The sequence below is a fragment of the Microcystis sp. LE19-8.1F genome (assembly GCF_027531715.1).
Taxonomy (GTDB): domain Bacteria; phylum Cyanobacteriota; class Cyanobacteriia; order Cyanobacteriales; family Microcystaceae; genus Microcystis; species Microcystis wesenbergii_A.
Map to the genome: position 1 here is coordinate 15,787 of NZ_JAPZSO010000022.1, position 24,227 is coordinate 40,013.

Here is a 24,227-nt window from a genome sequence, read left to right on the forward strand (position 1 = left end):
TTGCACAATCTTCTCACTCAATTCTAGGAAGGTGGGACAATATTAGATTAAGTACTAATAACTTAATATCTTATAGAGTTTTTCAAAAAGCTTGAGTTGGGTCAATGATCGGGAAACATAACTATTTTCTAACCAAACGATTAGGAAACAGTTATGTTATGATTTTCAGAGTAAGCCTGAGATGATAAAACACCATGAAAAATCGCATCTTTACTGTTATTTTGTACAAAGAAGATAATATGTACATTGCTGAATGTCCAGAAGTTGGCACAGTAGATCAAGGAGAAACAATTGAGCAGGCGATTGCTGGATTGAAAGAAGCCACACGGCTTTACCTAGAGGAATTTACCTTACCAGAAACATCCCCTAGATTTGTGACCAGTATTGAGGTTAGTTATGCCTAAGCTGCCACGAATCTCTAGTGGGGAGGCAATTAGATCTCTTGAACGCTTAGGCTTCGAGCAAGTTCGTCAAACAGGTAGCCATGTTGTGATGAAGAAAGAAACCGAAGAGGGCAAAATTGGTTGTGTTGTCCCTTTACATCGGGAATTGAAGGTTGGTACATTAAGTGGAATTCTGAAACAAGCCCAAGTCACAGTTGAAGAGTTCATTGAAAATCTGTAAAGTCTGACAAATCACTGCACTCGACGTGATCCCCAAAATATTTAGTCCCCCCAGAGAACCCCCTTTGTCCACATAGCACACTTTTCTTTTTTTGTCAAATTTTATGTTAAGAAATGTGTAACTAATGGATAGGGGGATGATCAAAGATTAACCGTCTTCGTATTCGGGGATTCTTTCCTTTTTCTTCTCGGTGATATTGACGCGGGGGGGATTGTAATCCGGTTCCACGTCATCATCCCACATATCATCCTCGGCCTTATCTTGGTAATCGTCGTACTGAGGACGAGAAAAGCTTTCTGTGCGTTCTGAGCGCGCTTCTCCCCAGTTATCTTCTTCTTCCTCGTATTCTTCCTCATAATAACGAGCTTCGGCCCGTTTTTGCGGTGGGGGATTGGCCCGCAGTGGTTCTTTTTCCCATTCGTCTTCACTCCAGCGTTCTTCAACGGGTTTAGCGGCCTCAACGGGGGTGCGGAGGGGAATACCCGTACCTAACTGATTTTCTGGACGAGCAGCGGGGGTATAATAAGCTTCTTCCTCTTCTCTTTCCCAGGGGGGACGACCAATACCCAAACGTTCCAAAACCCCCACACTAACTTGGGTAAGACGTTCCTCGGCCCCTTCAAAGACAATTAAGCGATTGGGACCGCTGCTAACCACTTCTTCAATGGAAATTTCGTAGGTACTGATCAATTGTTCGGGGATAAGAGGCAATCCCAGGGAAGCGATGATAATGGAATGTAATTGACCACTAAGGGGATTAAATTGATAATCGCGGACTTTGCCTAAAGGTTCGCCGGTTTCCGTGATCACTTCACTACCGATTAAGGGAGTATAAGCATCGATATCGACGGATTCCAAGACGTTATCATCTTCAACGAGAACCACGTCTCCCGTCTGACTGATGCTCGATAAATACATATATTGGGGCATTCCCGACAGGGAGAGGATATTATCGCGGAGTCCCAGGGCAACCACTTCTCGTTGATCGATATCTACTAGGATATCTTTAACAACGCCGAGTTTTTTGCCTGTATTGCGAGTGATAACCTGTGTATTTAAAAATTCTGAACGTAAGCGACTATTCTCTGTGATCATTTTTTCCTATGGGTAGGCGTTAGGTCGTGGGAATACGAATTAGTGTAGGCTTAATATATAGGGCGAGATTGAGGGTTAATTTACCGATATTAGCTTAGATATTAAAGTTCCCTGAGATTAACACTTTTTTTGGCCTCGTTTGGGCGATAGTTTCGGGTGATAGATAAGGTTAAACCCATTTTAGCTAATTCTTTACATTTTTTTAGTAACAACAAAGCAGGAGCTAGAGAGAAACTCCCTTGGCTCCTGCTGTCTAGATTCTGATTACATAGTTAAAGACTGCACCTCAGTTTCGATCAGTTTAGCCAAGTCTTGCAGGAAGGAGGCTGCATCGGCCCCGTAGATGACTCGGTGGTCACTGGTGAGATTAACCGTCATCTGTTTTTGCACTCCGAATAAACCATCTTTATTGACGACGATTTGGGGACGGGAAGCGCCCACGGCTAGGATCGCGCCTTGGTTGGGGGGTAAGATAGCGGTAAAGCGATCGACTCCGAACATTCCCAGATTAGAAATGGTAAAAGTACCGCTATTATATTCTTCCGGTTGCAGTTGTTTACTGCGGGCGCGATCGACTAAATCTTTCCAACTGCGGGAGAGGGAATAGATATCCATCTGGTTAGCAGAGCGCAAAACCGGCGTAATTAAGCCACCATCGGGCATAGCTACGGCTACGGCCACGTTAATCGCCCCGTGGTATTGAATTCCTGCATCGCTATAGCTGGCATTAACGATCGGATGTTTAGCGAGGGTATTAGCTACCGCTTTTGCTAACAGGGCCGTCATGGTGACACCCTTAGATTTTAGCTGTTGATAGAGTTGATCCAGTGGGTCGGTGGTGATAGTGTAGCCCACTTGGAAGGTGGGAACCTGTAGGCTAACCGACATATTCTGGGCGACGGCTTTTTGCAGAGTGGTGAGGGTAACAGTCCGTCCGACTGGGGCGCTGGCTGGAATAGGGGCTTTAGGAGCCGCTACAGGCACGCTGACGGGTTGCGGGGGAGTAATGACGGGAGCGGGGGCGGTGCTGACTTTTCCTGTCGCTTTTTCTACGTCTTCGGCGGTAATTCGTCCGTGGGGGCCGCTACCCACTAGGGTTTTCAGATCTACCTTTAATTCTTTAGCCAGTTTTTTGGCCCTGGGAGAGGCGACTAAACGGCCATTCTCTTTAACGGCGGCAACGGGGATCGAAACGGGAGGCGGAGCGATTTCTGGGGTCTCTACGGGCTTGCTAGGGGCAGCTGCGGCAGTTTTTCCCTGAGCTTTGGCCAGTTCAATTTCCTCTTCAGTTTCGGCGATATAGGCGATCGCTTCCCCCACGGGTGCTTCCTGGCCAGCTTCGACTAAAATTACAGCGAGATAGCCATCATAAAACGATTCCACGTCCATGTCGGCTTTGTCGGATTCGACCACTAACACCGTTTCCCCTTTGCTGACTTTTTCCCCGGGGGACTTCACCCAAGAAACTATTTTTCCTTCGGTCATGGTGGAACTGAGCGCGGGCATGAAGATATCTCGAATCATGGTGGAGTGCTTCTATCTCTAATGTTTTGAGCCATAGCGCATTTTACCACAGTTGATGGGGTTGGGGGGCTTTTCAGTGAGCAGTAATCAGTGAGCAGTAATCAGTAATCAGTGAACTGCAAACTCACATCTGATAACTGCAAACTCACATCTGGTAACTGATAACTGATAACTGATAACTGGTGACAGAGGGAAAAAGAGAAGGGAAAACGGCCCCTTCTCTGCCGTATCTAGACAAAAATTGTTCTAGTTGCCAATATGGATTGGTTGTGCTTGCAGAGATTCGACTAAACCGCGCACGGCTGCCACCATAGCCACTTCATTATCCAATTGATTGATCGCCGAACCCACACCGATGCCGGCCGCTCCAGCAGCGATCGCCATCGGTGCGGTAACGCTGGATAAACCGGAAGCGCAGAGGACGGGAACTTTAACCGCATGGGAAATAGCGTGGGCTGCCGCTAAAGTCGGGGCAGCTTTTTCAATCAGTCCCAAAATACCGGCGTGACGGGGTTGACTGCTAGTGCCGCCTTCGGTTTGAATAATGTCGGCACCCTGACTAACTAAAGCTTCCGCTAGTCTCACCTGTTCATCGAGGGGCAGCCGATGGGGAACTGTCACAGACAGGGTAATTTCGGGCAGTAGGTCGCGAGTTTGACGGGTGAGGGCTAAAACTTCCGCCGCCTCAAAAATGCGTCCTTGGGCATAAAAACTATCGAAATTACCGATCTCAATTAAATCGGCCCCGGCCGCCACTGCCATCACCAACAATTCTGGATCGACGGCCGATACACATACGGGCAAATTTGTCAAGGCTTTTACCGCCCGAATTAGGTCAGCATTAGCGGCAATATCGACAAAAGTTGCTCCTCCGGCTGTAGCGGCTTTAACTACTGAGAGAACCTGCGAGCGATCAAAATTATTTAACCCACTAATCACTTTCAGGGCATGACGACGGGCGAAGGCTTGCTGTAAGGCAAAATTGATCATTAATCTACACCTATCTGGAATTCTCAAAAAACATTTTCCCACCTTCTCGCTGATCAGAGGGTGGGATTTGAGAATTCTTAGGGAAATTTTCTTTAATTTAGGTGTTGATTCTCTTGGTTTTTGCGCTTGAGGTTTTGCAGTTGTTGCAGCAGTACCTCGATTTCCGCTTCTAAATGGAGATATTTAACCTGTTGGTCAGCTTGGTAGGTGGTGCGAATCTGTTTCATGGCGGAGGATTCCTTAGTTAGTACAGTTGTCATAGCGGTATCTATAGAGTGCTGATTATGTTTAATTGTTTCAATTTGTGTATAGTACCTTAACAATGTCTTAAAGAAAACCTTTTTATGGTAGTTTCTCAACTGGCACAGGCTCAAAGAGGGGAAAAATTCTTGCACCCAAAGGGATCGGAGTGCGATATACTCGGTCGCGAACGATATTGGCAAGCATGACCATGGTAGCGGTAGCAATTTTAGCGGCGGGTAAGGGAACCCGAATGAAGTCCAGCCTTCCGAAAGTTTTACATCCCCTCGGCAGTCGATCGCTAGTGGAACGGGTCCTTAATGTCAGCGAATCCTTACATCCCCGGCGAAAACTGGTGATTATCGGTTATCAGGGAGAACAGGTGCGAAATACTCTACAGCATCTTGAGGATATCGAATTTGTCGAACAAAAGGAACAGTTAGGCACTGGCCATGCTATTCAGCAGTTAATCCCCCATTTAGAGGACTTTCAGGGGGATTTGTTGGTCTTAAATGGCGATGTTCCCCTGTTGCGTCCCGAAACCTTGCAAAATCTTCTCCAGATTCATCAAGACCATGGTAACGCTGCCACCCTGTTAACTGCTAACCTTCCTAACCCGAAAGGTTACGGTCGAGTTTTTTGTGATGGCAATAATCTCGTTAAGGAGATTGTGGAAGAAAGAGACTGTACCGATGCCCAACGACAAAACCACCGGGTTAATGGGGGTATATACTGCTTTAATTGGTCAAAATTAGCGGCGATACTGCCTAATTTAACGCCCAATAACGATCAAGGTGAGTATTATCTCACGGATGTGGTCAATTTTCTCGATCCCGTCATGGCTGTGGATGTGGAGGATTGTTTAGAAATTAGCGGCATCAATGATCGCAAACAATTGGCCGCCGCCTATGATATCCTGCAAACTAGAGTCAAAGATGATTGGATGGCCGCTGGAGTCACCATAATTGACCCCGATAGTGTCACCATTGAGGATACTGTCACCCTCAGTGCCGATGTGATTATTGAACCCCAAACCCATCTGCGCGGTGAGACGATAATCGCTTCTGGTTGTCGTCTCGGTCCGGGGAGTTTAATCGAAAATAGTCGCATAGGCAGCGATGTAACGGTCTTATTTTCGGTTATTTCTGATAGTCAGGTGGATTCCGGTTGTCGTATCGGTCCCTACGCTCATTTGCGCGGAGAAGCGAAAATTGGGGCTAATTGTCGAGTCGGTAATTTTGTTGAAATTAAAAAAAGTGACATCGGCAATAAAACCAATATTGCCCATTTATCCTATCTGGGAGATGCCACTTTAGGGGAAAAAGTTAACGTTGGTGCGGGAACAATTACTGCTAATTACGATGGCGTGAAAAAACACCAAACGATGATCGGCAGTGGTACAAAAACTGGGGCAAATAGTGTTTTAGTGGCTCCTCTAGAATTAGGAAAAAATGTCACCGTGGCTGCGGGTTCAACTATCACTAAAAATGTCCCCGATAATGCTTTAGTTATTGCTCGGGAACGTCAGCGTGTGGTCGAAAATTGGGCAGTTCAGTTTCAGTAGGTTAATTCTGGGATTTAAGCTAAGAAAACTGTTCCTAAATTCCGAGATTAGAGTCAAGATAAACGGGGAGGGAAAGAAAGAGGGGTTGAGTACCATTCAACCGGCGTTGCTGATTTGAGATATGAATTTTCTTTTGTGGGATTTTTAAAACCTAGACCCAAACTAACTTTTGGATGGGTGCAAGATTGTCATTCATACCTTGATTCAGCAACGCCCTTTTTTTTGCTTACTCTCAGATTAACTCCTGTCAGTTCGCCGTAACAGACAAGGCAGTCAGTGATTTTTGTCTGTTGCAATTTATTTTAATTTTCCAAAGTCTTAATTGTAACCACCTGCGGCGGTGTAGAATCAGGTGGATAAATAACATCTAATTGTACTTTTATTTGAGTTCCTGGTTTTAAATCTAGTTTTAATAAAGGATCTAAAACCTGCCCTGTTCTATGCCATAAATGTACATAACGGGTTTGTTGTTTACCTTGATCATCGCTATATTTTAAACGCACTGTACCACGGAAAAAGGGAAAGTCTAATGATGGTTTTCTAAATTTAATTCCTTTTTCAGATAGTCTATCTTCTTTTAATGGAGTTTCTAAAGTGATGCTAACTGTCTGATTTTTATTAGTGTTATTAGTTAAAGGTATGTTGAGTTGATATTCTACCCCATAGTTACCATGTGCTTCGTAAGCAGTATCAGGATACCGCACTAGCATTTTTGCGGTTTGGCTTTGTTCTGTTCCTAACCTTCCACCCCGTAAGTTGGCTATGGGATAAGAAATAATTTTACCTGGTTCGGGAATAGTCAGGGTTTGGGTTTTGGTGTTGTCTGTGAGGTTTGCTTTCCATGTTGCACCTTCGGATATACCTGCGACTCTGCTGTAAATTAATTGACCTCCTTTTGCATCTGGGGGTGTGGGGGTTTTATCTCTTGGTCCTGCAAAGTTACCGTTATTTAATAAGTCTTGCCATTCTTTTAATGTGGGTGCGCGCTCGCTACCATCAGCATTTTTTTTCGCAAACATGGCTAAACTCGCTGCATAAATTTTACCACTGCTATTTAATCGGAAAAAACTGGATCTGCCATTGACAGGTTTTTCTAAATTTCTGACTGGGATAGGATGGTTTAATAACATTTGACTTCCCCCAGCAGGAATGACTATTCTTGCTGGAAATTCTTTTTGACGTACTCCCCGCAAAACATCCGCTACTGCTCTTGCACCTGGTCCAGAAAATGCTTTACCATCGTTATTTTCTATGTAGGGTTGCAAGGTGACAAACGGTGCTTCTGTCATTAAATAACTCGCACCTTGTAAAATGTTAATAGTGATAGGTTTTTTACTGGGATTATGTAAAATTACTCCTATATATAAGGTTTGTAAATCCTTGGGAGTGTGGGTATAATGATGAGCAAATAAATCAAATCTGCCTTGAATGGGAAAGTTTAAATGTGCGGCTGGAACTTTTTTGTTATTAGGTGTAAAAGTAGAAAGTAGAATACCTTCATTTTTGATCCATTCTGGACTGTTGCTATTAAAAACAGGTATTTTATCTAAACTACCAGGTAAAGGGCGCACTTCTCCAGTTTGTACAATTTCTTGGGGTGCTGGTTTTGCAGGTGTTTGGGCGTTTACTTGATTTTTCTGATGATAGCTATTGAAAGTTGTACAGCCGATAGTTTGAGTAATCGCTAATCCTGATATGATGATGAATACAGGTTTGAGGATGTGGTTTTTTGCTTGCAAAGTTCCCATAATTTGATTTTTCCAGTAAGTTTGCCATTTGCCAGTTTGCCGTTTGCCCGGAGCATCTCATTTATGCAAGTGAGTAATTATACTTGTCCCTAAAACTGGTTTCTAGCAAGGCTTTCAAAATAGCTTGACATAAAACCTAATTTAGGGGTTACAAAGGTGTTTCCGCTCCATACCCCAGAGGAATCCCACTGGCATCTTCATTAAATGTAACATCGAGTACCCAATGGAGACTATTTTCAATACTCCAATGTCTGCGAATCACCTCGGCCTGTTTTTGGGCATCTGCTGCTAAACTACTGATGAAGAAGCGAATTTCTGTAGTAGTTTTATTCCACAATTGGCGGACACTGCGAACTATGACTACTGCAGCTCTAACCAGTAATTTAGATAGGTCAATGGCTTATCAGTTCACTGATTACTGATTACTGTTTACTGATGCTGGTCAATGGCTTAAATTTGCGCGATGAAGCATGAAATGCTATAAAAATCTCAGTCCTCTCTATAGAAAAGAGTATAAACTTTATGGCACGCACCGAGTCCACAATGTTAGATTTGGGGACAAAAGCTCCCAGTTTTGCCTTACCCGATGTGGTTTCGGGTGAAACTATTTCTCTGGACAGCTTTGCGGCTAAAACCGCTCTGTTAGTCATCTTCCTCTGTGAACATTGTCCCTTTGTTAAACACATTCAAGAAGAACTTACCCGTCTAGGTCGCGATTATGCTAACACCAATCTGGGCATCCTAGCCATTAGTTCTAATGACGTGGAGAAATATCCCGATGATTCGCCCGAAAATTTGAAAAAAATGGCGATAACTCTTGACTTTAAATTAAATTTATGCTATGACGAAAGCCAAGAAGTGGCGAAAGCTTACACGGCAGCCTGTACTCCCGATTTTTTCCTCTTTGATAGTCAGCGCCTTCTAGTGTATCGCGGTCAATTAGATGATAGTCGCCCTAGTAATGGCGTACCGGTGACAGGCAAAGATCTCCGGGCCGCTATTGACAAGGTTTTAACCGGCCAACCGGTGCCGACGGAGCAAAAACCGAGTTTAGGCTGTAATATCAAATGGAAACCGGGTAATGAGCCACCCTATTACGGTTAATTAACGAAGGGTGTAGGGTGTGGGGTGTGGGGTGTGGGGTGTGGGAAGAATAAATATATAGCGTTTCCTAAGCTAGTGAGATACACCTGTTTTTCTTTCCTTTTGCCTGTTGCCTGTTGCCTTTTGCCTAAAACCCATAACTTTTGTACCTCAGCAGACTGAAAACCGCTATAGTCATTTCAATTAAGATTGAGAATATCAATGCCAGAGTTCATAAGGGTTTAACTGGTCTAGAGTGTATCAGACTTATCTGAAATGACTATAAAAATAATCTCCTGACTCCTAACTCCTGACTCCTGACGACCGACTCCTAACCCCACCAACAAACTTTTTGCCGCAAACCCTACTTATGAGACTATTTCAATAGCGTAACCGATTGCTGTGCTAATAGGGCAGTACCATAGGCCGCTTGCTCCTGTTTAGATAAAAGCACGGGAACCCCTAAATGACGCTGACGAATTATTCTCCAAGTCGAATTTTTTGCCCCACCACCCGCACTATAAACTCGCTGTAATTTATTGGCTCCCAATTCCTGTAAACGCTGATAACCTAAAGCTTCAATGCGGGCAATACTTTCTAGTAAACCATGCAAAAATTCTCGAGGATTATCGGGCTGGGGAGTCAGTTTTGCAGGTAAAAAAGGATCATTAATGGGAAAGCGCTCGCCCGCTTTTAGTAGGGGATAATAATCTAAATTACTTTCTTTTTCTCCATCTATTGCTAAACTATAATTTCTCAATTCTTCATGAGAAAAAAACTTTTTTAACACTGCTCCCCCCGTATTAGATGCCCCACCGGTTAACCACAAATTTCCTAAACGATGACTATAGATGCCATAGTTACTATCATCAACTTTCTGGCTACTTAATAATTTTAAAACTAAAGTTGAACCTAAAGATGTCACTGCAGCCCCTAAAGAATTAGCACCACTGGCTAAAAATGCCGCTATACTGTCGGTGGTTCCCGTATAAATTAAACAATCTTTCGGGATAGCAAAACGAGTCACTAAATCCGGTTTAATAGTATCGATCGCTGTACCCGGGGTAAAAATTTCCGGCAGTAAATTAAACATCGGTAAATTCTCTAACCAATGGGGATAACAGAGATTTTCGAGATCATAACCTAACTTTAAGGCATTGTGATAATCACTAATTCCCAGCTTACCGTGCAGCAGAAATGCTAACCAATCAGCTTGCGAGAGAAAATAATGCGCTTGGGAAAAAATTTCTTGCTGACTCCACCAAAATAATTTAGCTAAACTGGAGGTAGCACTAATCACGGGATGGTGAGGAGGTGCTATAGCTTTAATTGCTTCTAAAAAGGCAATTCCTCGCCCATCATTGTATAATATGGCCTCAGAAAGAGGATTACCCCAATTATCACATAATAACACCGTCGAGGAAGTACCGTTAATCGCGATCGATTTAAGTTCTGAACGCACCGAATCCCCTAGATTATCCAATAAATAAAATAGGGCCTTTTGCCAATCCTGAAAATTGGCATTAGTGAAGGGATAATGAACCTCAGCGACGATATTTTTGCTAGAATCAATAGCAATCGCTCGCGCTCCCGATGTGCCAAAATCAATACCTAAAGATAAACCCATAGATGTCTTCACAACCCCCTCATTCTGGCTACCATTGGGATGGTATCACTCCTCGATTCTTTGAAGGTTGGTACTTCCGAGTCATGATTCCGCAATTAGCCGACGGATTCGCCTTTATGTATTCTATTCAAGACCCAAGCGGCGGTCAAGTCAATAGCGGCGGAGCAGTGCAAATTTTAGCCATAGAATCTAATTATCTTTGTCGCACTTTTCCCGATACGGATAAATTTTGGGCAAGTCGTCAGGAATTAGCCATTATCCATTGGGGAAAAACTAACTTAAAAATCCGTCCCTGTCTTCTTTCCCCGTCAGCTTTTTTTGAGTCTATTCAAGAGGGTTATCAAGCAACGGCAAACCAGCAGCAAGGACGAATTTATGATCCTGTCACTGGAGAAATCTGTCAATGGGATTATCGCATTGAAACTAGGTACACTTGGGGAGATAACAAGCGTCCACCCCAAGCAACAGCAGGAATATTATCTTATTTACCGATTTTTGACCCAGGTTGGCAGATTTTAACTGCTCATGGTTTAGCAACGGGAATGATTACCTATGGGGGAAAAAATTACCCATTTGAGAATGTACCTTTTTATAGCGAGAAAAATTGGGGCTATTCTTTCCCCGAAAAGTGGTTTTGGATTAATTGTAATGCTTTCCCTGAAAATCCCGATTTAACCTTAACCGCAGTGGGTTCTACCCGAAAAGTTCTCAACTGGACGGAATCGGTGGGAATTATCGGTATTCACTGGCAAAATCGCTTTTATAAGTTTGATATCTGGAATTCTCAACTAACTTGGACAGTGCAACCCTGGGGATATTGGGAAATGAGGGCAACTAACGAGAATTATACCATTGTCTTAATCGGGATCAGTGATCATCCTCCCGATCGCGTGCGTGTACCCACGGAAAAAGGTCTCTGTTTTGCTTGTCAAGATACCCTCAAAGGTAAATTATCGATAAAATTGGCTGATAGTCGTGGTAAAACCCTTATAAATGCCTCTAGTCGTCTAGCTGGTCTCGAAATTGGCGGTATTTGGCCATCAGCTTGGATTAAACAGTGATTTAAATCACCATTACGAGGGGAGAATATCCAGTTATCTGGCTGCATCTCAGACAACATTGAGAGGCAGCCTCGATATTCTCTAGAAAATGCTCGATTACCAGCTAATTACTTTAACCGTTTCCTTAAATAAATTTGCTTCTAGGGAATCGGGGGAACTTGTCACCACACCGGCAATTAGATCTTCGGGTTTTATGGCTGCTTGTTTCATACAGGAGGGACAAATTAAGACTTTTCCCCCTTGACTGATGAAATCTACTAACATTGCTTGCAGGGTTTTACCGGTGATACCGTTAGTGTGTTGAGGAATGGTCGTCGCTGCCAGGTGTACCCCTGTAATATTCAAAAAAATGGTGGTTGAGTGACCTTTTTTCAGCATATTGGTGGCGACACCAATGGCCATTGCAGCTCGCCAAGGATCATCGGTGGTTAAATTAACAAATAAATCGGATTTTTGTTGACCGACAGCGATTATTGCTTCGTTAGTTTGTACTGGAGAAAGGGAAGGATTAGCCAAGACTGGGATAGATGTAACTAAGGATAATCCGACAAGGGAACCAAGGGCTAAAGATTTTAATAACATTTTCTTGTCCTCTTGCTGCTGGGTGCAATGAAAACATTTTCATTATGATAACTTCTGGAAAATCTTGTCAACAGACAGCCTGTCAAACTTTAATTTTTGTTGCGGATAACAAAAACCATCTACTAATAAAAATGATAATTATTTACTTATCTAACATTTTATCTAATCTTTCCTGAATCAATAAAGCCATAGAAGAACGTAGAAAAAATAAACCAAATAACCCCGCTAAACTGAAGGGAATAATAGCTAGTTTACTATAGTTGGTGTCTAATAAAAATATGGCTGAGACAATGCTAAATCCCAATAAACAGACATTAATTAATACTTTAATTCCCAGATAAATTCTTTTCAGAAGTCGTTCATTTTCGCGTGACTTAACTTGAAAAACTAAATTTCCTCGCTCGATTTTTTCCTCTAATTGACGGATCATTCTCTGGTTTTTATTACCTTTTTGCCATTGTTGTTGAAGAAAAGTGCGCGCTTGATTAGCTAGGGTAAGCATTGTCTTGGTAGTTCCTCCTGATACCGCTAGACTTTTCACAAAAGGTTGACTAGCTGCTAATAAATTATACTGGGGATCTAAAGAGCGGGCAATCCCATCCAAAGTAGTGACAGATTTAATAATAAAAGTCATTTGGGGAGGTAAGCGAAAAGGTTGCTGTTTAAACATTAAATACACTTGATCGCTTATTTGTTCAAAGGCCCTCACATCTACCGGTTTATCGCGAAATTCATCCAAAAGAAACTGCACGATATTTCGCACAGGTTGCAGGTCTCTAACGGGTTCAATTAACCCCATATACATCAAAGTTTTTAAGACTGTTTCCGTATCCTTTCTCAAGACAGCGAAAAAGGTTTCGATCATTTGATCTTTAGCGACGGATTTTACCTCGAACATCGTGCCGAAATCGTAGAAAATTAACTCCCCTTCCTGACTAACTGCCATATTACCCGGATGGGGATCTGATTGAAAAAAACCATCCTGTAATAATTGTTTGAGATAGGAACAGATCCCCAGTTGAATAATCCCATCTACGTTAATACCATTAGCTAGTAAAGTCTCTCGATCATCGACTTTAATCCCCGGCACATACTCCAAAGTTAAGACCTTGCGGGTGGTATATTGCCAGTAAACTAAAGGGACTTTTACCTGGGGATAATTCTTAAAATTTTCCCGAAAGCGATCGGCATTTTTGCCCTCATGAATATAATCGATTTCTTGAAAGAGTAGCTCAAAGAATTCTTGATAGATAGCTTCTAAATTATATTTTTTCACCCCGGGGAAAATATTCAACCAACGGGTGAGACGATGCAACAATTCAAAATCGAGATTAAATAGTCCTTCTAGATTCGGTCTTTGTACCTTAATAACGACTTCTTCCCCACTTAATAACCGCGCTCGATGCACTTGTCCTAAACTGGCACAAGCGAGGGGAGATACGGTAAAACTTTCAAATAAATTATCTATGGTTTGTCCTAATTCTGTTTCAATAACTCGGATCGCTTCTTGACTATTAAATTCGGGAACTCGATCCTGTAATTTGGTTAATTGTTCGATATATTCGAGCGGAATTAAATCTGCTCGCGTCGATAAAGATTGTCCAATTTTAATAAAAGTTGGTCCCAAATTCATGAGGCGATCAACTAACCATTTCGCTCTCCTTTGCCGTTTTTTGCCCCTATTAGCCCCCGTTAAACGATCCCAGAGCAAAAAAGTCAAAAACTGCATTGTAAAGCTAAATATTTCCAATTGACGAATAATTGGTGATCGCAAGCTTTGCTGCCAATGTAAAGATTTCGAGGAATCAAAGGGAGTAAGCATCAGTTATCAGTTATCAGTGATCAGTTATCAGTGATCAGTTATCAGTGATCAGTTATCAGTGATCGGTTTCTATTGGCTGCATTGGTGAGTAATTCCTCTAAAATAAGTTGCCGAGGCCTTCAGCAAAACCGATCCACAGGGTTTCTCATAAAGATGAAGTATGGATTAAACCTTGCCCAAGTAAGGATTCCAGTCGCCAAAACTCATCTATCTGAGAAACGCTGTCAAGTATTCCCTTCCGGTTTAAGAATTCGCTGGTAAAAATCCTGATTTTCAGCTTTTAATCTCTGGGACGGGGTAAACCCAGATCTACCGCTAGACGATGACCGCAAGCAAAACCGGAAAAGGCCACCGCATTTAATCCTTGACCGGGGAAGGTACTATCTCCCACACAATAAAGATTAGGAATAGCTGTGCGATTAAAGGGCATTCCTAACAAGCCTAACAGCTTTCTTCGCGGTATTGGGCCGTAAGTGCCATCGATTCTATTCAAAAAGCGGCGATGGGTGCGAGCCGTGCCAATTTCGATATAATCTAATCCTGTATCTAGTTTGGGAAAGAGTTTTTTCAGGCGATCGATGAGACGATTAGCGGCGGCCTCTTTTTTCTGTTGATATTCTTGGGGGGGCAGTTTTTGCCATTGATCGATCCAGCTAGGGGTGAAAGTATGAATGATATGATGGTCCCGGGGTGCTAGGGAGGGATCGAGTAAGGTAGGAATAGAAACAAAGATAGTTCCCTGTTCTGCTTCCATATTTTCCCAATCTTCTAGTAAAATATGGTGACATTCGCTTCCTGATGGTAACACATCGGCCTTGACTCCCAGGTGTAAACTTAGGAAACTGGGGGATTTTTGATAGCGTTTTTGCCAATTTTTTTCGCTGCGGGGGAGAGATTCTGGGGGGAGTAGTTTCTCGAAGGTATCCCAACGGGTGGCATTAGAAACAATCTTTTTAGCGCAATATTCCTTACCATTGGTCAATCTTACCCCGATCGCCCGTCCTGCATCTAAAATAATCTCAGCTACTCTCGCTTGATACTGGATTTCACCACCAGCTTTTGCCAATCCCTCGACTAACTTGAGGGCAATCTGTCCCACTCCCCCCCGGGGATAGTTAATTCCCCCGTAATGGCGATCGCTAAAGACCATTCCCGCATTAATCATCGGAGTGCGATCGGCGGGTACTACCGACCAACAATAACATTCCATATCGATAAATTTCAATAATTTCGGGTCTTTAATATATTTTCTGGCCACATCTCCCGCATTTTGGGGTAAATACTTGACCAATCCCAAACAGGATAAAGGATGCTGGAAAAAAACCCTAGTCAGATAGCGGGGTTCTTCCAATGATAGTAAATCCATACTATTTAGGCAATTAAACACCTGCCAGCATTCATCGTAAAAGCGCCGGATACCGGTTTTTTCTGCGGGAAAATGGCTAATTAATTCCTGTAAAAATTGTTCGTAGTCGCGGTGAACTTTTAGGTCTAATCCGTCCGGGAGATGATAATGAATCTGGACGGGATCGGCAATGGTTTCGATACTCATATCCACCGCTGCCAAAGCCTTGGTTAGGAGGTTAGTCGTCCCCTTTTTGCCAAAACCAAAAATCATCGAAGCGCCCACATCAAAACGATAACCCTCTCGTTCAAAATAACCCGCGCTGCCCCCCGGAATCAGATAACTCTCTAAAACTAGGACTTTTGCCCCTTTTGCCGCTAATTGCGTCGCTGTCACCAATCCCCCGATTCCCGACCCAATCACGATCGCATCGTACTGATTACTCATAACCCAACTTTATAAATTTTTGTTTCAGTCTTCCATTGTAACCCTTGACTAGCGGTCAGTTATCGGCTAATTTTTGGGAGCAAAAAATTTGGCGGACGATATGCCTACGGCACTAATACTGATTATGGACAATTGAAAATTAATTTAGACAGGGCAAGAAAAATCTACAGCAACTTAGAAAAAGAGCTTGAAACTTAAGCTAAATTCTCGATACTATAATGATTATGTCGGCAAGTAACCCCTATCTTGAATACTGGCAAAAACGCCAGAAAGAACAGCAGGAATATAATCAAAAATTAGCCCAAGAAGCCAGGAAAAAGCTTCCGCCAGTTATTGATTATCTAAAAGAAAATTTCCCAATTACCAAAATTATCCTGTTTGGTTCTCTAGTTAAAGGTAAGTTTCAGGAAACTTCTGATATTGATCTAGCAGTGGCTGGCATACCCCCAGAACGTTTTTTTCAAGCTTTAGGAAAAGTTAATTTAATTAGCGATCACCAGATTGATTTAAAGCCTATAGAAGACTTAGAACCTCATTTCCTTAAAAGAGTTTTGCAAACAGGAGAATGTCTTTATGCGTCCGATGAGTGCCAGTGAATTACAAGAAATCGCCCTTGATATTGCCCCGGAAGTTAATAGATTAAATCAGCTAGAAAGCCCAATGCGTTTAGTTCAAGCGGCAATGCTAACCAACCCAGCACTAGCCGATATTTGTGCCGAAAGTTTAGCCCTAAAACTCCATAACTTCTATACAGGATGTGAACGAATTTTTCAAATTATCGCTTCTGAGTTAAATGGTGGTTTACCATCTAGTTATGACGGGCATAGAAGGCTATTAAATCCTATGAGTAAACCTCAAGATTATCGTCCTGCTGTATTACGAGAAGATACGGTGTATAAACTTAATGAAATACCTCAGCTTTCGGCAGGTTGTTTGCAATATATACGGGGTTGAATTGGAAAAACAAAAATTAGAAAATCTGGTTAATAACTATTATAATACATGGCTAGAAGTCCAAGAAGATATTAATAGTTTTATCCTTTGGTTAAAAACCACAGCAGACAGTCTTAATTAAACTGATATGAAACTACTTTACACCTTAACAGCCTACCCCCCTGCCATCGGTGGAGCGCAACTGCATCAACATCTTTTAGCCCAACAACTGCACCAAAAACACCCAATCCAAGTTATTACCCACTGGAACCAAAATCGCACGGATTGGCTCCTAGGAACCACCCTGAAAGCACCCCAAAAAACTCAAAATTATACAATTGATCATATTCCAGTTCATCAAATTGGCATTAGTCTTCAGGATAAACTTAAACTCTTACCTTATCTGCCCATATATTATCCCTTAATGTCTCTTGCTCTGCCCAAAATTGCCGATATTTTAGAGAGTTATTTAACTAATTATGCCCAAGATAAAGATTTAATTCATAACGTCAGAATTGGTCGCGAGGGACTCAGTTACGCTTCCTATAATATCGCTAAAAAACTAGATATTCCCTTCGTTTTTACCCCTGTGCATCATCCCCGGTGGGTGGGGTGGCGCTATCGAGAATATATTAAACTTTATCAATTAGCTGATGCCGTGATTACCCTAACCAATAGCGAAAAAAAAATCCTGATTAAATTAGGAGTAAAAGAAGACAAAATTCATCTGACCGGACATGGGCCAATTCTTGCTACTAATGCTGATCCCGAAGATTTTAAACAACGTTATCAAATCAATGAACCGATGGTACTTTTTTTGGGGCAACACTATCCCTACAAAGGTTATCAACAACTCCTACAAGCAGCTAGTCAAATTTGGCAAAAAATCCCCGAAACGAAATTTGTTTTTGTCGGTCCAAGTGTGGGCAATTCTGAACAGATTTATGCCCAATATCAAGACCATAGAATCATTCGTTTAGGTAGTGTGGATTTACAGACCAAAACCGACGCTTTGGCTGCTTGTACTCTCCTCTGTGTGCCTTCAACCCAAGAAAGTTTTGGGGGAGTTTATACAGAAGCTTGGAGTTTTGCTAAACCCGTCATCGGTTGTGATATTCCTGCGGTTGCTGAGGTTATTTCTCAAGGGGTTGATGGCTTTTTAGTCCCCCAAGAATCTCAATCCATAGCCGAGACAATTTGTCAAGTATTATTAGCTAATAATTTAGCCGCTAGTCTCGGAATAGCCGGTCAAAGAAAAGTAGAAGAAAAATTCACTTGGCAACGATTAGCAGAAAAAACTGAGCAAATTTATCGAGATTTACTAGCTAAATAAGTTAAGTCAAAAAACACAATCTTTCACTGATAAGTTAACCAATAAATGAACAAGTCTAGAAATTATGGCATCGAACCATGATTCCCTCGCTATCTTTCCCCCTCTCGAATATTGATAAAAGAAATGATCAGCGTTCAGCTTACCACCGACTAAGGGCAAGAGCTTTAATCCATTTGAATTGACTTTTTTTTCCGAACCGTCAACTTTATTTGACAGTGGTTATTCTGACTTGAAAAAATTAAGTACCTAAGCAAAATTAATTACACATATCTAACCACCTCTTGCCTCTTGCCTCTTGCCTATCTTCACTAGGAAATTAATTTTGCACGACTACTTATTTAACCTACTTCCGATGATGGCTGTACTTTCTGGCCTATTTTCGGTTCCGTCCCTGCCAACAATCTTTTAATATTACCCTGATGACGAACAATCACATAGATTCCCCCCATCAAACTAAATAAAATATAGGGGAGAGGTTGACCCAAAACAACCATTAAAATATTCACCACCAGCGCCCCGATAATCGAACCTAAAGAAACAATCCGGAAAAGTGCGAGCATAACCAAAAAACTCGCCAAAGTTCCGCAAGCCACTAGGGGATTCATCACTAATAAAACCCCTAAACTGGTGGCGACGGATTTACCCCCGCTAAAATTCAAAAAAATCGATTTACTATGACCGATGACTGCCCCCAATCCTGCCCCAATAATTAACCAGTAATACCAACTTTCTGGGAGAGGATTGATATCAATAAAATATAGTCCTCGTACCAGGGCCACCGCCGCCATTCCTTTTAACATATCAATTAATAACACCGTCGCCCCGGCAGTTTTTCCCAGAGTTCTCAACACATTGGTGGCCCCAGTGGAACCGGAACCATAGTCACGAATATCGATACCTTTGCTGTATTTACCGATTAAATAACCCGTGGGAATCGAACCGAGCAGATAGGATAAAAGTAAGATAGTAAGACTGATAAGAATCGGAATAAGCATAAATTAACCCCAATTTTTAGCAAGAGCGAGCGCCGTTATCAGTGTATCAGCCCGAAGACAAAAAAACACTCACAGGGAACCATAGACGGGAATTGCCGCCCCGCGCAAGTCTTTCGCCCCTTCCCCCGCTAGAAAACAGATCACCTCGGCTAGAGATTGGGGACTTACCCAGTCCTTGGCATTTGCCTCTCCCATCGCTTCCCGGTTGCCCGGAGTGTCAATAATACTGGGCAAAACCACGTTAGCAGTAATATTAGTCTGTTTGGTTTCTTCTGCGATCGCTTGGGTTAAAGCCACTACCGCCGCTTTCGAGGCACAATAGGCGGCCAAATTTGCCCCCGGTTGTACGGCACCACGAGAACCGATAGTGACGATACGACCATAATTATGAAGTTTCATCGAGCGTAAACAGTGTTTACACAGTAAAAAAGTGCTATGGAGGTTTAAATCGAACATTTTTAGCCAATCTTCATAGCTAAACTCCTCCGTCGCCCCCATGGTAAAACCCCCGACTAGATGAATTAAAACATCGACCCGACCGAGATCATCAATTAATCTAGCCACGGCAGTTTCTTGGGTTAAATCCACCCTGACAAAGCGAATACGCTCAAATTCCGCCGCACTCAGCCGAGATTTCAGACGACCCACCTCCCTTTCCTCCCGATAGGTCATGGTCAGATGACCGCCATGGTGTAAAACCGCCGGAGTGACTCCTAAACCCAGTCCTCCCGTACCGCCGGTCAGCAATACCCGTTTATCTTTCATATTGATTGATAGATAGTCGATCGCTCCAATTATAGACGATTTAACCAGTCAATTAGGCAATATTACAGCCTTTCTCCCTGAACTAGGATTCCTTCATCGCTTGTTTTTTCTCCGCCTTCAGGTCGCGACTGCTGGCGGCGGCAATTTCCGCATCCATCAGGGTGCGTCCGGTGGCCGCTAGATAGACATCATCGAGACTAGGACGGGATTGGGCCATGCTGAACACGGGTAATCCCGATTCGGCTAGGGTTTGTTCAATTTTGCTTAAAGGATTGCTATTCGCCGCCACGATGAGATTAAGGGAGTTACCCTGGGCGGTATTAACTATCACTTCCTCGACAAAAGGCAGACGGGATAATAACTCCTTCGCTTTTAGGGCCTCTTCCTCTGGGGAAAATTCTCGCACTTTTAGGGTAATGCGATCGCCGCCCAGTTGCTCCTTCAGTTGTGAGGGGGTACCGCGAGCGATGACGATACCATTGTCGATAATTGCCAAGTTATCGGCCAAGGCGTCAATTTCTTCGAGATAATGGCTGGTAATTAATACACTGGTTCCGGCCGCCCGCAATTGTCGCAGAAAATCCCAGACAATCAAACGACTTTCGATATCGAGTCCCACAGTCGGTTCATCCAGCACCAAAACTTCCGGCTGGTGCAGTAATCCCGCCGCTAAATCCAGCCGTTTTTTGATGCCGCCGGAATAGGTCCCCGTTTTTTTGTCGGCGTATTCCTCTAATCCTAAAAGATTTATTAATTCTTTGATGCGCTCTCTTGACTTTTGAGCGGGAATGTGATATAGAGCCGCTTGTAGTTGCAACAGTTCCCGGCCCGTAAGCATTTTATCGAGGGCGACTTCTTGGGCAACGTAACCCAGGCGTTTACGGGCGGATTTGGGGTTATTCAGGGCATCGACACCCCCCACCTCGATTTTGCCGCCATCGGGTTTAGCAAGGGTACAAAGACAGCGAATCGTGGTGGTTTTCCCCGCACCATTGGGACCGAGTAAACCGAAGATTTCTGCCGCTGCCACGGTAAAGGAGATATCTTTAACCGCTGCCGTCTGACCGTAGGATTTTTTTAACTTTTCGATCGCCACCGCAAGGGTCATAAGCTGATTTTCGCCCACTTGAGCGAGACAATTTTTTTGTTAACTTTCTCGGTCTATTTTAACCCAGATTCCCCACTTCAAGGGGAAACTCTCGGCTAAAATTGGGCGTTACTTGCGATTTTATCATTCAATCCCAGCTTTTGGGGGGTAGAACCCCCACAACCCGGAGCGCATTAGTTTTTCCGTGAGATGCTTACAGCCAGTTGTTAATATATTTGTATAAAACTTTTTCAGCCAGCCCTATTTAATTTCTGTTCTTGTCTCCAGAATCTCTCCCTTAGTTAACTTCTTAAACCAATACCAGGCGCATAGCACTCTAGTACATTTCCCGTCAGACTGCAACTAATTAACAGATAATCACAATGAGAACAGGCGGTGCTAACGAGATGGTGTTCTAAAATATGCTGTCTTTCGGCAAAATTTCCACAATTAGGACAGCGCACTTGTTGCAGGGTGATCATAGCAAACCTCGTTAATTAGTTATCTTCTCTATATAAAGCTAGTTTTTCTTGATCCCAATCGGTTTAAGCCTATTTTTTCCTTGATCCCCATTATGGAGTCGCTAATCTGATCTGGCTAGTAATTTTTACCAAACTTTGCAATTTTTCTTGAAAAATTTAATAATTTCTTTCTAGTGTTTTTTGCCTTGATCAGATAATTGTCGGTAATTTTAGGGAACGGAAAGCCAGAAAGTAAACTCTTAAACTGCCGATCCCTTACTGCTATAATTACGGCTGAGATTATTGATTATCCTATGAAGTACGCTCTGGTTCACGAGTGGTTAACCCCAAAGGCGACGGGGGGATCAGAATTAGTGGTTAAGGAGATTTTACAATGTCTAGAGGCGGATTTATACGCTTTGATCGATTTTGAGTCCACTAATCCCGATAGTTATCTCTATGGTCGCTCGATCGGGACAACTTTTCTGCAAAATTTCCCGAAAGCGAGAAATGGCGTACAAAAATACTTACCTTTTCTTCCCCTGGCGATCGAGCAGTTAAATTTAGAGGATTACGATGTAATTTTATCCTCCTCCCATTGTGTGGCTAAAGGGGTTTTAATTCGACCGGATCAGGTTCACATTTGTTATTGTCACACTCCGATGCGTTATGCTTGGGATTTAACTTTTGACTATCTGGCTAATAGTAAGTTAGGACGAGGATTACCCGGTATTTTCACCCGTTATCTCTTGCATGGGTTGCGTCAGTGGGATGTGATTTCTGCTAATCGTGTGGACTATTTTCTGGCTAATTCCCACCACACCGCTAGACGAATTTGGCGCTGTTATCGACGGGAGGCAAAAGTTATTTATCCTCCCGTACAAATTGAGCGTTTTCCCTACCAAGAGAAAAAAGAAGATTTTTATTTAGTAGTCTCTCGTTTGGTTAGTTATAAAAAAGTCCCTTTAATTGTGGAAGCATTTAATCAATTGGGATTACCCCTAGTGGTTATTGGAGATGGTCCACAGATGGCTTTAATCCGACAGTTAGCCAAGGATAATATTCAGATTTTAGGGGCAGTGTCCGATCGAATGGTAGCAGAATATATGTCGAAAGCAAAAGCGTTTATTTACGCTGCTTGTGAGGATTTTGGTATTGCTTTAGTGGAAGCGCAAGCTTGTGGTACTCCCGTGATTGCATTTGCTGCCGGAGGTGCTTTAGAAACCGTGCGGGATCTGCGGGAAAATTCTCCCCAGGGAACAGGATTACTTTTTGGGGAACAAAATCCCCAATCCTTGCAGGAAGCGGTTAAATATTTTGTCGATCATGCGGATAAAATTGACCCGGAAGATTGTCGGCAACAGGCTAATAAATTTACTCCTGAAATCTTTCAAAGTAACTATAGTTTATTTGTCGAGGAACATTCAATATCTAAAAATTATTGCTAACTTTAATTAGAGCAGTTATCTTAATGGTGAGCTACGAGGTTTTCGTTTGAGGGAGTCGGTCATCGGTCGTCGATAACAAATTAGGTTACACTTTATCTTGATGAGAAACTCTGTATTTCCCCAATGATGAGGACGCAGCCAATGCGCCCAAAATGTAATATTATGGATATTTCTCTAAAGTTGAGATCTAGCCAACGCTGATAGCTTATCGTGGTGCTTGTGATGACAGAAAAGCGAGGATTATAGCCGTGCCTTGGAATCGAGTTAATCAATGGGTAGAAAAACGCTCTTTAGGGGCCCTAGAATCAGCTTATCAGAGAGCGCTCAAAATTAAAGCGATCGAAGATAAACATTTTGGGGGACAAAAAATTTCCCCGGCTGCCCTGGGAGGAAAAAGTGTTTATGATTACTTTCAAAGTACCCTAGAACGAGAATTATTACAGATACGTCTCGATTTAACTCAAGTGCGTCTGGGTAATTTTATCAATCCGCAAACTAACCCAGAAAATAATAACATCCTAGAGACTTTAAAGGTGATCGAGGATATTATCGGTAAATATCGCCTAGACTTAGAGGAATTGCTGCCCCCATTACCGAATAATCAAACCCCAAATCTGCCTAAAGCGAATCTCACTGGTGATACCTCCAGAGATAAAACTAACCAGACAATTTCTCCTGCAACCGGTAATAAATTTTTTAACTTCCAGCAAGAATTAACCCCAGAATACGAACAAACCGTTATTAAACAACTCCGTACCCTGCGACAACAGCAACGGATTGCCATTCGTTTTATCCTGATTATTATTTTAGTTCCTCTCTTGGTGCAGGTTATTAGTAGAAACTTCGTCTTTAGCCCTATTTTAAACTATTTTGGTGTGGATAGAGCGAAAATATCAGAAGTTTATATTTCTCAGGAAATTGGCGAAAAATATCTCAGGGAATTTGCTAGACTTCAAGAAATTGAAGAAATCAAGCACGTTTTAGGAGTAGTAAAAGCAGGGCATGAATCAGAAGAAAATTTTCGGGAACAGGTGCAGGAATTATTTAAAGAAGCGGGTTATGAAAGTCAAGATGGTTGGAAAAACTTACTATCCGATATCACTGGATTAATAGCCTTTATCGCCATCTTAATTTTTGGTCGTCAACAATTGGCAATTACGCGAGCTTATGTTAGTCGTTATTTTCTCAGCTTAAATGATATAACCAAAGCCTTTATCTTTATTCTCTTTACCGATATATTTGTCGGGTTTCACTCGGCGGAGGGTTGGACGGTAATCTTAGAAACTTTGTTCCGGCACTTTGGTTGGCGCGAGAATATTACATTTATTAGCTTGTTTGTGGCCACGGTTCCCGTTATCCTAGATACCATCTTTAAACTATTAATATTTAATTATCTGACTCGTAAATCTCCCACCGCCGCAACTATCCTAGAAAAGATGAACCAGTAACGCCC

The 24,227-nt window shown here is 42.6% G+C and carries 24 protein-coding genes and 1 pseudogene; 11 read left to right on the forward strand and 14 right to left on the reverse strand.

Annotated features, from left to right (window positions below; translation table 11 throughout):
- Window positions 1-194: 194 nt before the first annotated feature.
- Together O9334_RS02820 and O9334_RS02825 are read left to right on the forward strand one after the other, a co-directional pair.
- Window positions 195-404, forward strand: a complete 210-nt coding sequence (locus O9334_RS02820) for a type II toxin-antitoxin system HicB family antitoxin (protein WP_002734849.1) — start codon at window positions 195-197, stop codon at window positions 402-404.
- A complete protein-coding gene (locus O9334_RS02825; RefSeq protein WP_016514648.1) occupies window positions 397-624 on the forward strand; it encodes a type II toxin-antitoxin system HicA family toxin in 228 nt (75 codons plus the stop codon). The genes O9334_RS02820 and O9334_RS02825 overlap by 8 nt, the downstream gene beginning before the upstream one ends.
- A gap of 147 nt (window positions 625-771) precedes the next feature.
- Here the strand turns inward: O9334_RS02825 and O9334_RS02830 are convergent, their stop codons facing one another.
- The 4 genes from O9334_RS02830 to O9334_RS02845 all read right to left on the reverse strand — a co-directional run bounded on the left by O9334_RS02830 (window position 772) and on the right by O9334_RS02845 (window position 4,493).
- Complete coding sequence (locus O9334_RS02830; protein ID WP_287999216.1) at window positions 772-1,719, reverse strand: PRC-barrel domain-containing protein; 948 nt, start codon at window positions 1,717-1,719, stop codon at window positions 772-774.
- A gap of 264 nt (window positions 1,720-1,983) precedes the next feature.
- The gene (locus tag O9334_RS02835; RefSeq protein WP_287999218.1) at window positions 1,984-3,243 is read right to left on the reverse strand and encodes a dihydrolipoamide acetyltransferase family protein; all 1,260 of its coding nucleotides are present in this window, start codon (window positions 3,241-3,243) and stop codon (window positions 1,984-1,986) included.
- Window positions 3,244-3,489: 246 nt separating this feature from the next.
- A complete protein-coding gene (locus O9334_RS02840) occupies window positions 3,490-4,233 on the reverse strand; it encodes a DUF561 domain-containing protein (RefSeq protein WP_045357051.1) in 744 nt (247 codons plus the stop codon).
- A gap of 92 nt (window positions 4,234-4,325) precedes the next feature.
- Window positions 4,326-4,493, reverse strand: a complete 168-nt coding sequence (locus O9334_RS02845; RefSeq protein ID WP_002756735.1) for a hypothetical protein — start codon at window positions 4,491-4,493, stop codon at window positions 4,326-4,328.
- 191 nt (window positions 4,494-4,684) lie between these two features.
- Between O9334_RS02845 and glmU the strand changes: the two genes are divergently transcribed.
- Entirely contained in the window at window positions 4,685-6,037 is a 1,353-nt protein-coding gene (gene glmU / locus O9334_RS02850) for a bifunctional UDP-N-acetylglucosamine diphosphorylase/glucosamine-1-phosphate N-acetyltransferase GlmU (protein ID WP_287999246.1), read from the forward strand.
- A gap of 302 nt (window positions 6,038-6,339) precedes the next feature.
- Here glmU and O9334_RS02855 read toward each other — a convergent pair whose 3' ends face one another.
- On the reverse strand, window positions 6,340-7,785 hold the full coding sequence (locus tag O9334_RS02855) for a DUF3370 domain-containing protein (RefSeq protein WP_045357038.1): 1,446 nt from the start codon (window positions 7,783-7,785) through the stop codon (window positions 6,340-6,342).
- Window positions 7,786-7,945: 160 nt separating this feature from the next.
- Window positions 7,946-8,155, reverse strand: a pseudogene (locus O9334_RS02860) (ISAs1 family transposase); the annotation flags it as partial.
- A 152-nt stretch (window positions 8,156-8,307) separates the two neighbouring features.
- On the opposite strand from O9334_RS02860, the gene O9334_RS02865 reads away from it, so the two are divergent.
- Window positions 8,308-8,889 carry a thioredoxin family protein gene (locus O9334_RS02865; RefSeq protein ID WP_287999221.1) on the forward strand — a complete coding sequence of 194 codons (582 nt, stop codon included), beginning with the start codon at window positions 8,308-8,310 and terminating at the stop codon, window positions 8,887-8,889.
- Window positions 8,890-9,244: 355 nt separating this feature from the next.
- Here O9334_RS02865 and O9334_RS02870 read toward each other — a convergent pair whose 3' ends face one another.
- Window positions 9,245-10,495, reverse strand: coding sequence for an FGGY-family carbohydrate kinase (locus tag O9334_RS02870; protein WP_045357032.1), 1,251 nt, complete (start codon window positions 10,493-10,495; stop codon window positions 9,245-9,247).
- A gap of 2 nt (window positions 10,496-10,497) precedes the next feature.
- On the opposite strand from O9334_RS02870, the gene O9334_RS02875 reads away from it, so the two are divergent.
- The gene (locus tag O9334_RS02875; RefSeq protein WP_045357028.1) at window positions 10,498-11,556 is read left to right on the forward strand and encodes a tocopherol cyclase family protein; all 1,059 of its coding nucleotides are present in this window, start codon (window positions 10,498-10,500) and stop codon (window positions 11,554-11,556) included.
- A gap of 96 nt (window positions 11,557-11,652) precedes the next feature.
- On the opposite strand, the gene O9334_RS02880 is transcribed toward O9334_RS02875, so the two are convergent.
- The 3 genes from O9334_RS02880 to crtH all read right to left on the reverse strand — a co-directional run bounded on the left by O9334_RS02880 (window position 11,653) and on the right by crtH (window position 15,752).
- Window positions 11,653-12,138, reverse strand: coding sequence for a DsrE family protein (locus tag O9334_RS02880; RefSeq protein WP_002777498.1), 486 nt, complete (start codon window positions 12,136-12,138; stop codon window positions 11,653-11,655).
- A gap of 142 nt (window positions 12,139-12,280) precedes the next feature.
- The gene (locus tag O9334_RS02885; protein WP_287999227.1) at window positions 12,281-13,960 is read right to left on the reverse strand and encodes an ABC1 kinase family protein; all 1,680 of its coding nucleotides are present in this window, start codon (window positions 13,958-13,960) and stop codon (window positions 12,281-12,283) included.
- A gap of 280 nt (window positions 13,961-14,240) precedes the next feature.
- Window positions 14,241-15,752 (reverse strand): carotenoid isomerase, encoded by a 1,512-nt coding sequence (crtH, locus tag O9334_RS02890; RefSeq protein WP_045357023.1) that lies wholly within the window; start codon window positions 15,750-15,752, stop codon window positions 14,241-14,243.
- Window positions 15,753-15,976: 224 nt separating this feature from the next.
- On the opposite strand from crtH, the gene O9334_RS02895 reads away from it, so the two are divergent.
- From O9334_RS02895 to O9334_RS02905, 4 genes are read left to right on the forward strand one after another with little or no spacing between them, the layout of a single operon-like run.
- Window positions 15,977-16,348: a nucleotidyltransferase family protein gene (locus tag O9334_RS02895; RefSeq protein ID WP_045357019.1), complete on the forward strand. Its 372-nt coding sequence runs from the start codon at window positions 15,977-15,979 to the stop codon at window positions 16,346-16,348.
- On the forward strand, window positions 16,326-16,706 hold the full coding sequence (locus tag O9334_RS02900) for a ribonuclease toxin HepT-like protein (RefSeq protein WP_238567742.1): 381 nt from the start codon (window positions 16,326-16,328) through the stop codon (window positions 16,704-16,706). The genes O9334_RS02895 and O9334_RS02900 overlap by 23 nt, the downstream gene beginning before the upstream one ends.
- Window positions 16,657-16,827, forward strand: a complete 171-nt coding sequence (locus tag O9334_RS22765) for a hypothetical protein (protein ID WP_338011288.1) — start codon at window positions 16,657-16,659, stop codon at window positions 16,825-16,827. Before O9334_RS02900 ends, O9334_RS22765 begins: the two co-directional genes overlap by 50 nt.
- Window positions 16,828-16,833: 6 nt before the next feature.
- Entirely contained in the window at window positions 16,834-18,018 is a 1,185-nt protein-coding gene (locus O9334_RS02905) for a glycosyltransferase family 4 protein (RefSeq protein WP_045357016.1), read from the forward strand.
- 338 nt (window positions 18,019-18,356) lie between these two features.
- Here the strand turns inward: O9334_RS02905 and plsY are convergent, their stop codons facing one another.
- From plsY to O9334_RS02925, 4 genes are all read right to left on the reverse strand, one after another.
- Complete coding sequence (plsY, locus tag O9334_RS02910) at window positions 18,357-19,013, reverse strand: glycerol-3-phosphate 1-O-acyltransferase PlsY (protein ID WP_045357015.1); 657 nt, start codon at window positions 19,011-19,013, stop codon at window positions 18,357-18,359.
- 69 nt (window positions 19,014-19,082) lie between these two features.
- The gene (fabG, locus tag O9334_RS02915; protein WP_002798601.1) at window positions 19,083-19,778 is read right to left on the reverse strand and encodes a 3-oxoacyl-ACP reductase FabG; all 696 of its coding nucleotides are present in this window, start codon (window positions 19,776-19,778) and stop codon (window positions 19,083-19,085) included.
- Window positions 19,779-19,860: 82 nt separating this feature from the next.
- Window positions 19,861-20,886 carry a daunorubicin resistance protein DrrA family ABC transporter ATP-binding protein gene (locus O9334_RS02920; RefSeq protein ID WP_045357014.1) on the reverse strand — a complete coding sequence of 342 codons (1,026 nt, stop codon included), beginning with the start codon at window positions 20,884-20,886 and terminating at the stop codon, window positions 19,861-19,863.
- 281 nt (window positions 20,887-21,167) lie between these two features.
- Entirely contained in the window at window positions 21,168-21,347 is a 180-nt protein-coding gene (locus tag O9334_RS02925) for a hypothetical protein (protein ID WP_002798263.1), read from the reverse strand.
- A 293-nt stretch (window positions 21,348-21,640) separates the two neighbouring features.
- On the opposite strand from O9334_RS02925, the gene O9334_RS02930 reads away from it, so the two are divergent.
- Both O9334_RS02930 and O9334_RS02935 read left to right on the forward strand, forming a co-directional pair.
- Entirely contained in the window at window positions 21,641-22,774 is a 1,134-nt protein-coding gene (locus tag O9334_RS02930) for a glycosyltransferase (RefSeq protein WP_287999234.1), read from the forward strand.
- A 248-nt stretch (window positions 22,775-23,022) separates the two neighbouring features.
- Entirely contained in the window at window positions 23,023-24,222 is a 1,200-nt protein-coding gene (locus tag O9334_RS02935; RefSeq protein WP_045357006.1) for a membrane protein, read from the forward strand.
- Window positions 24,223-24,227: the final 5 nt, after the last annotated feature.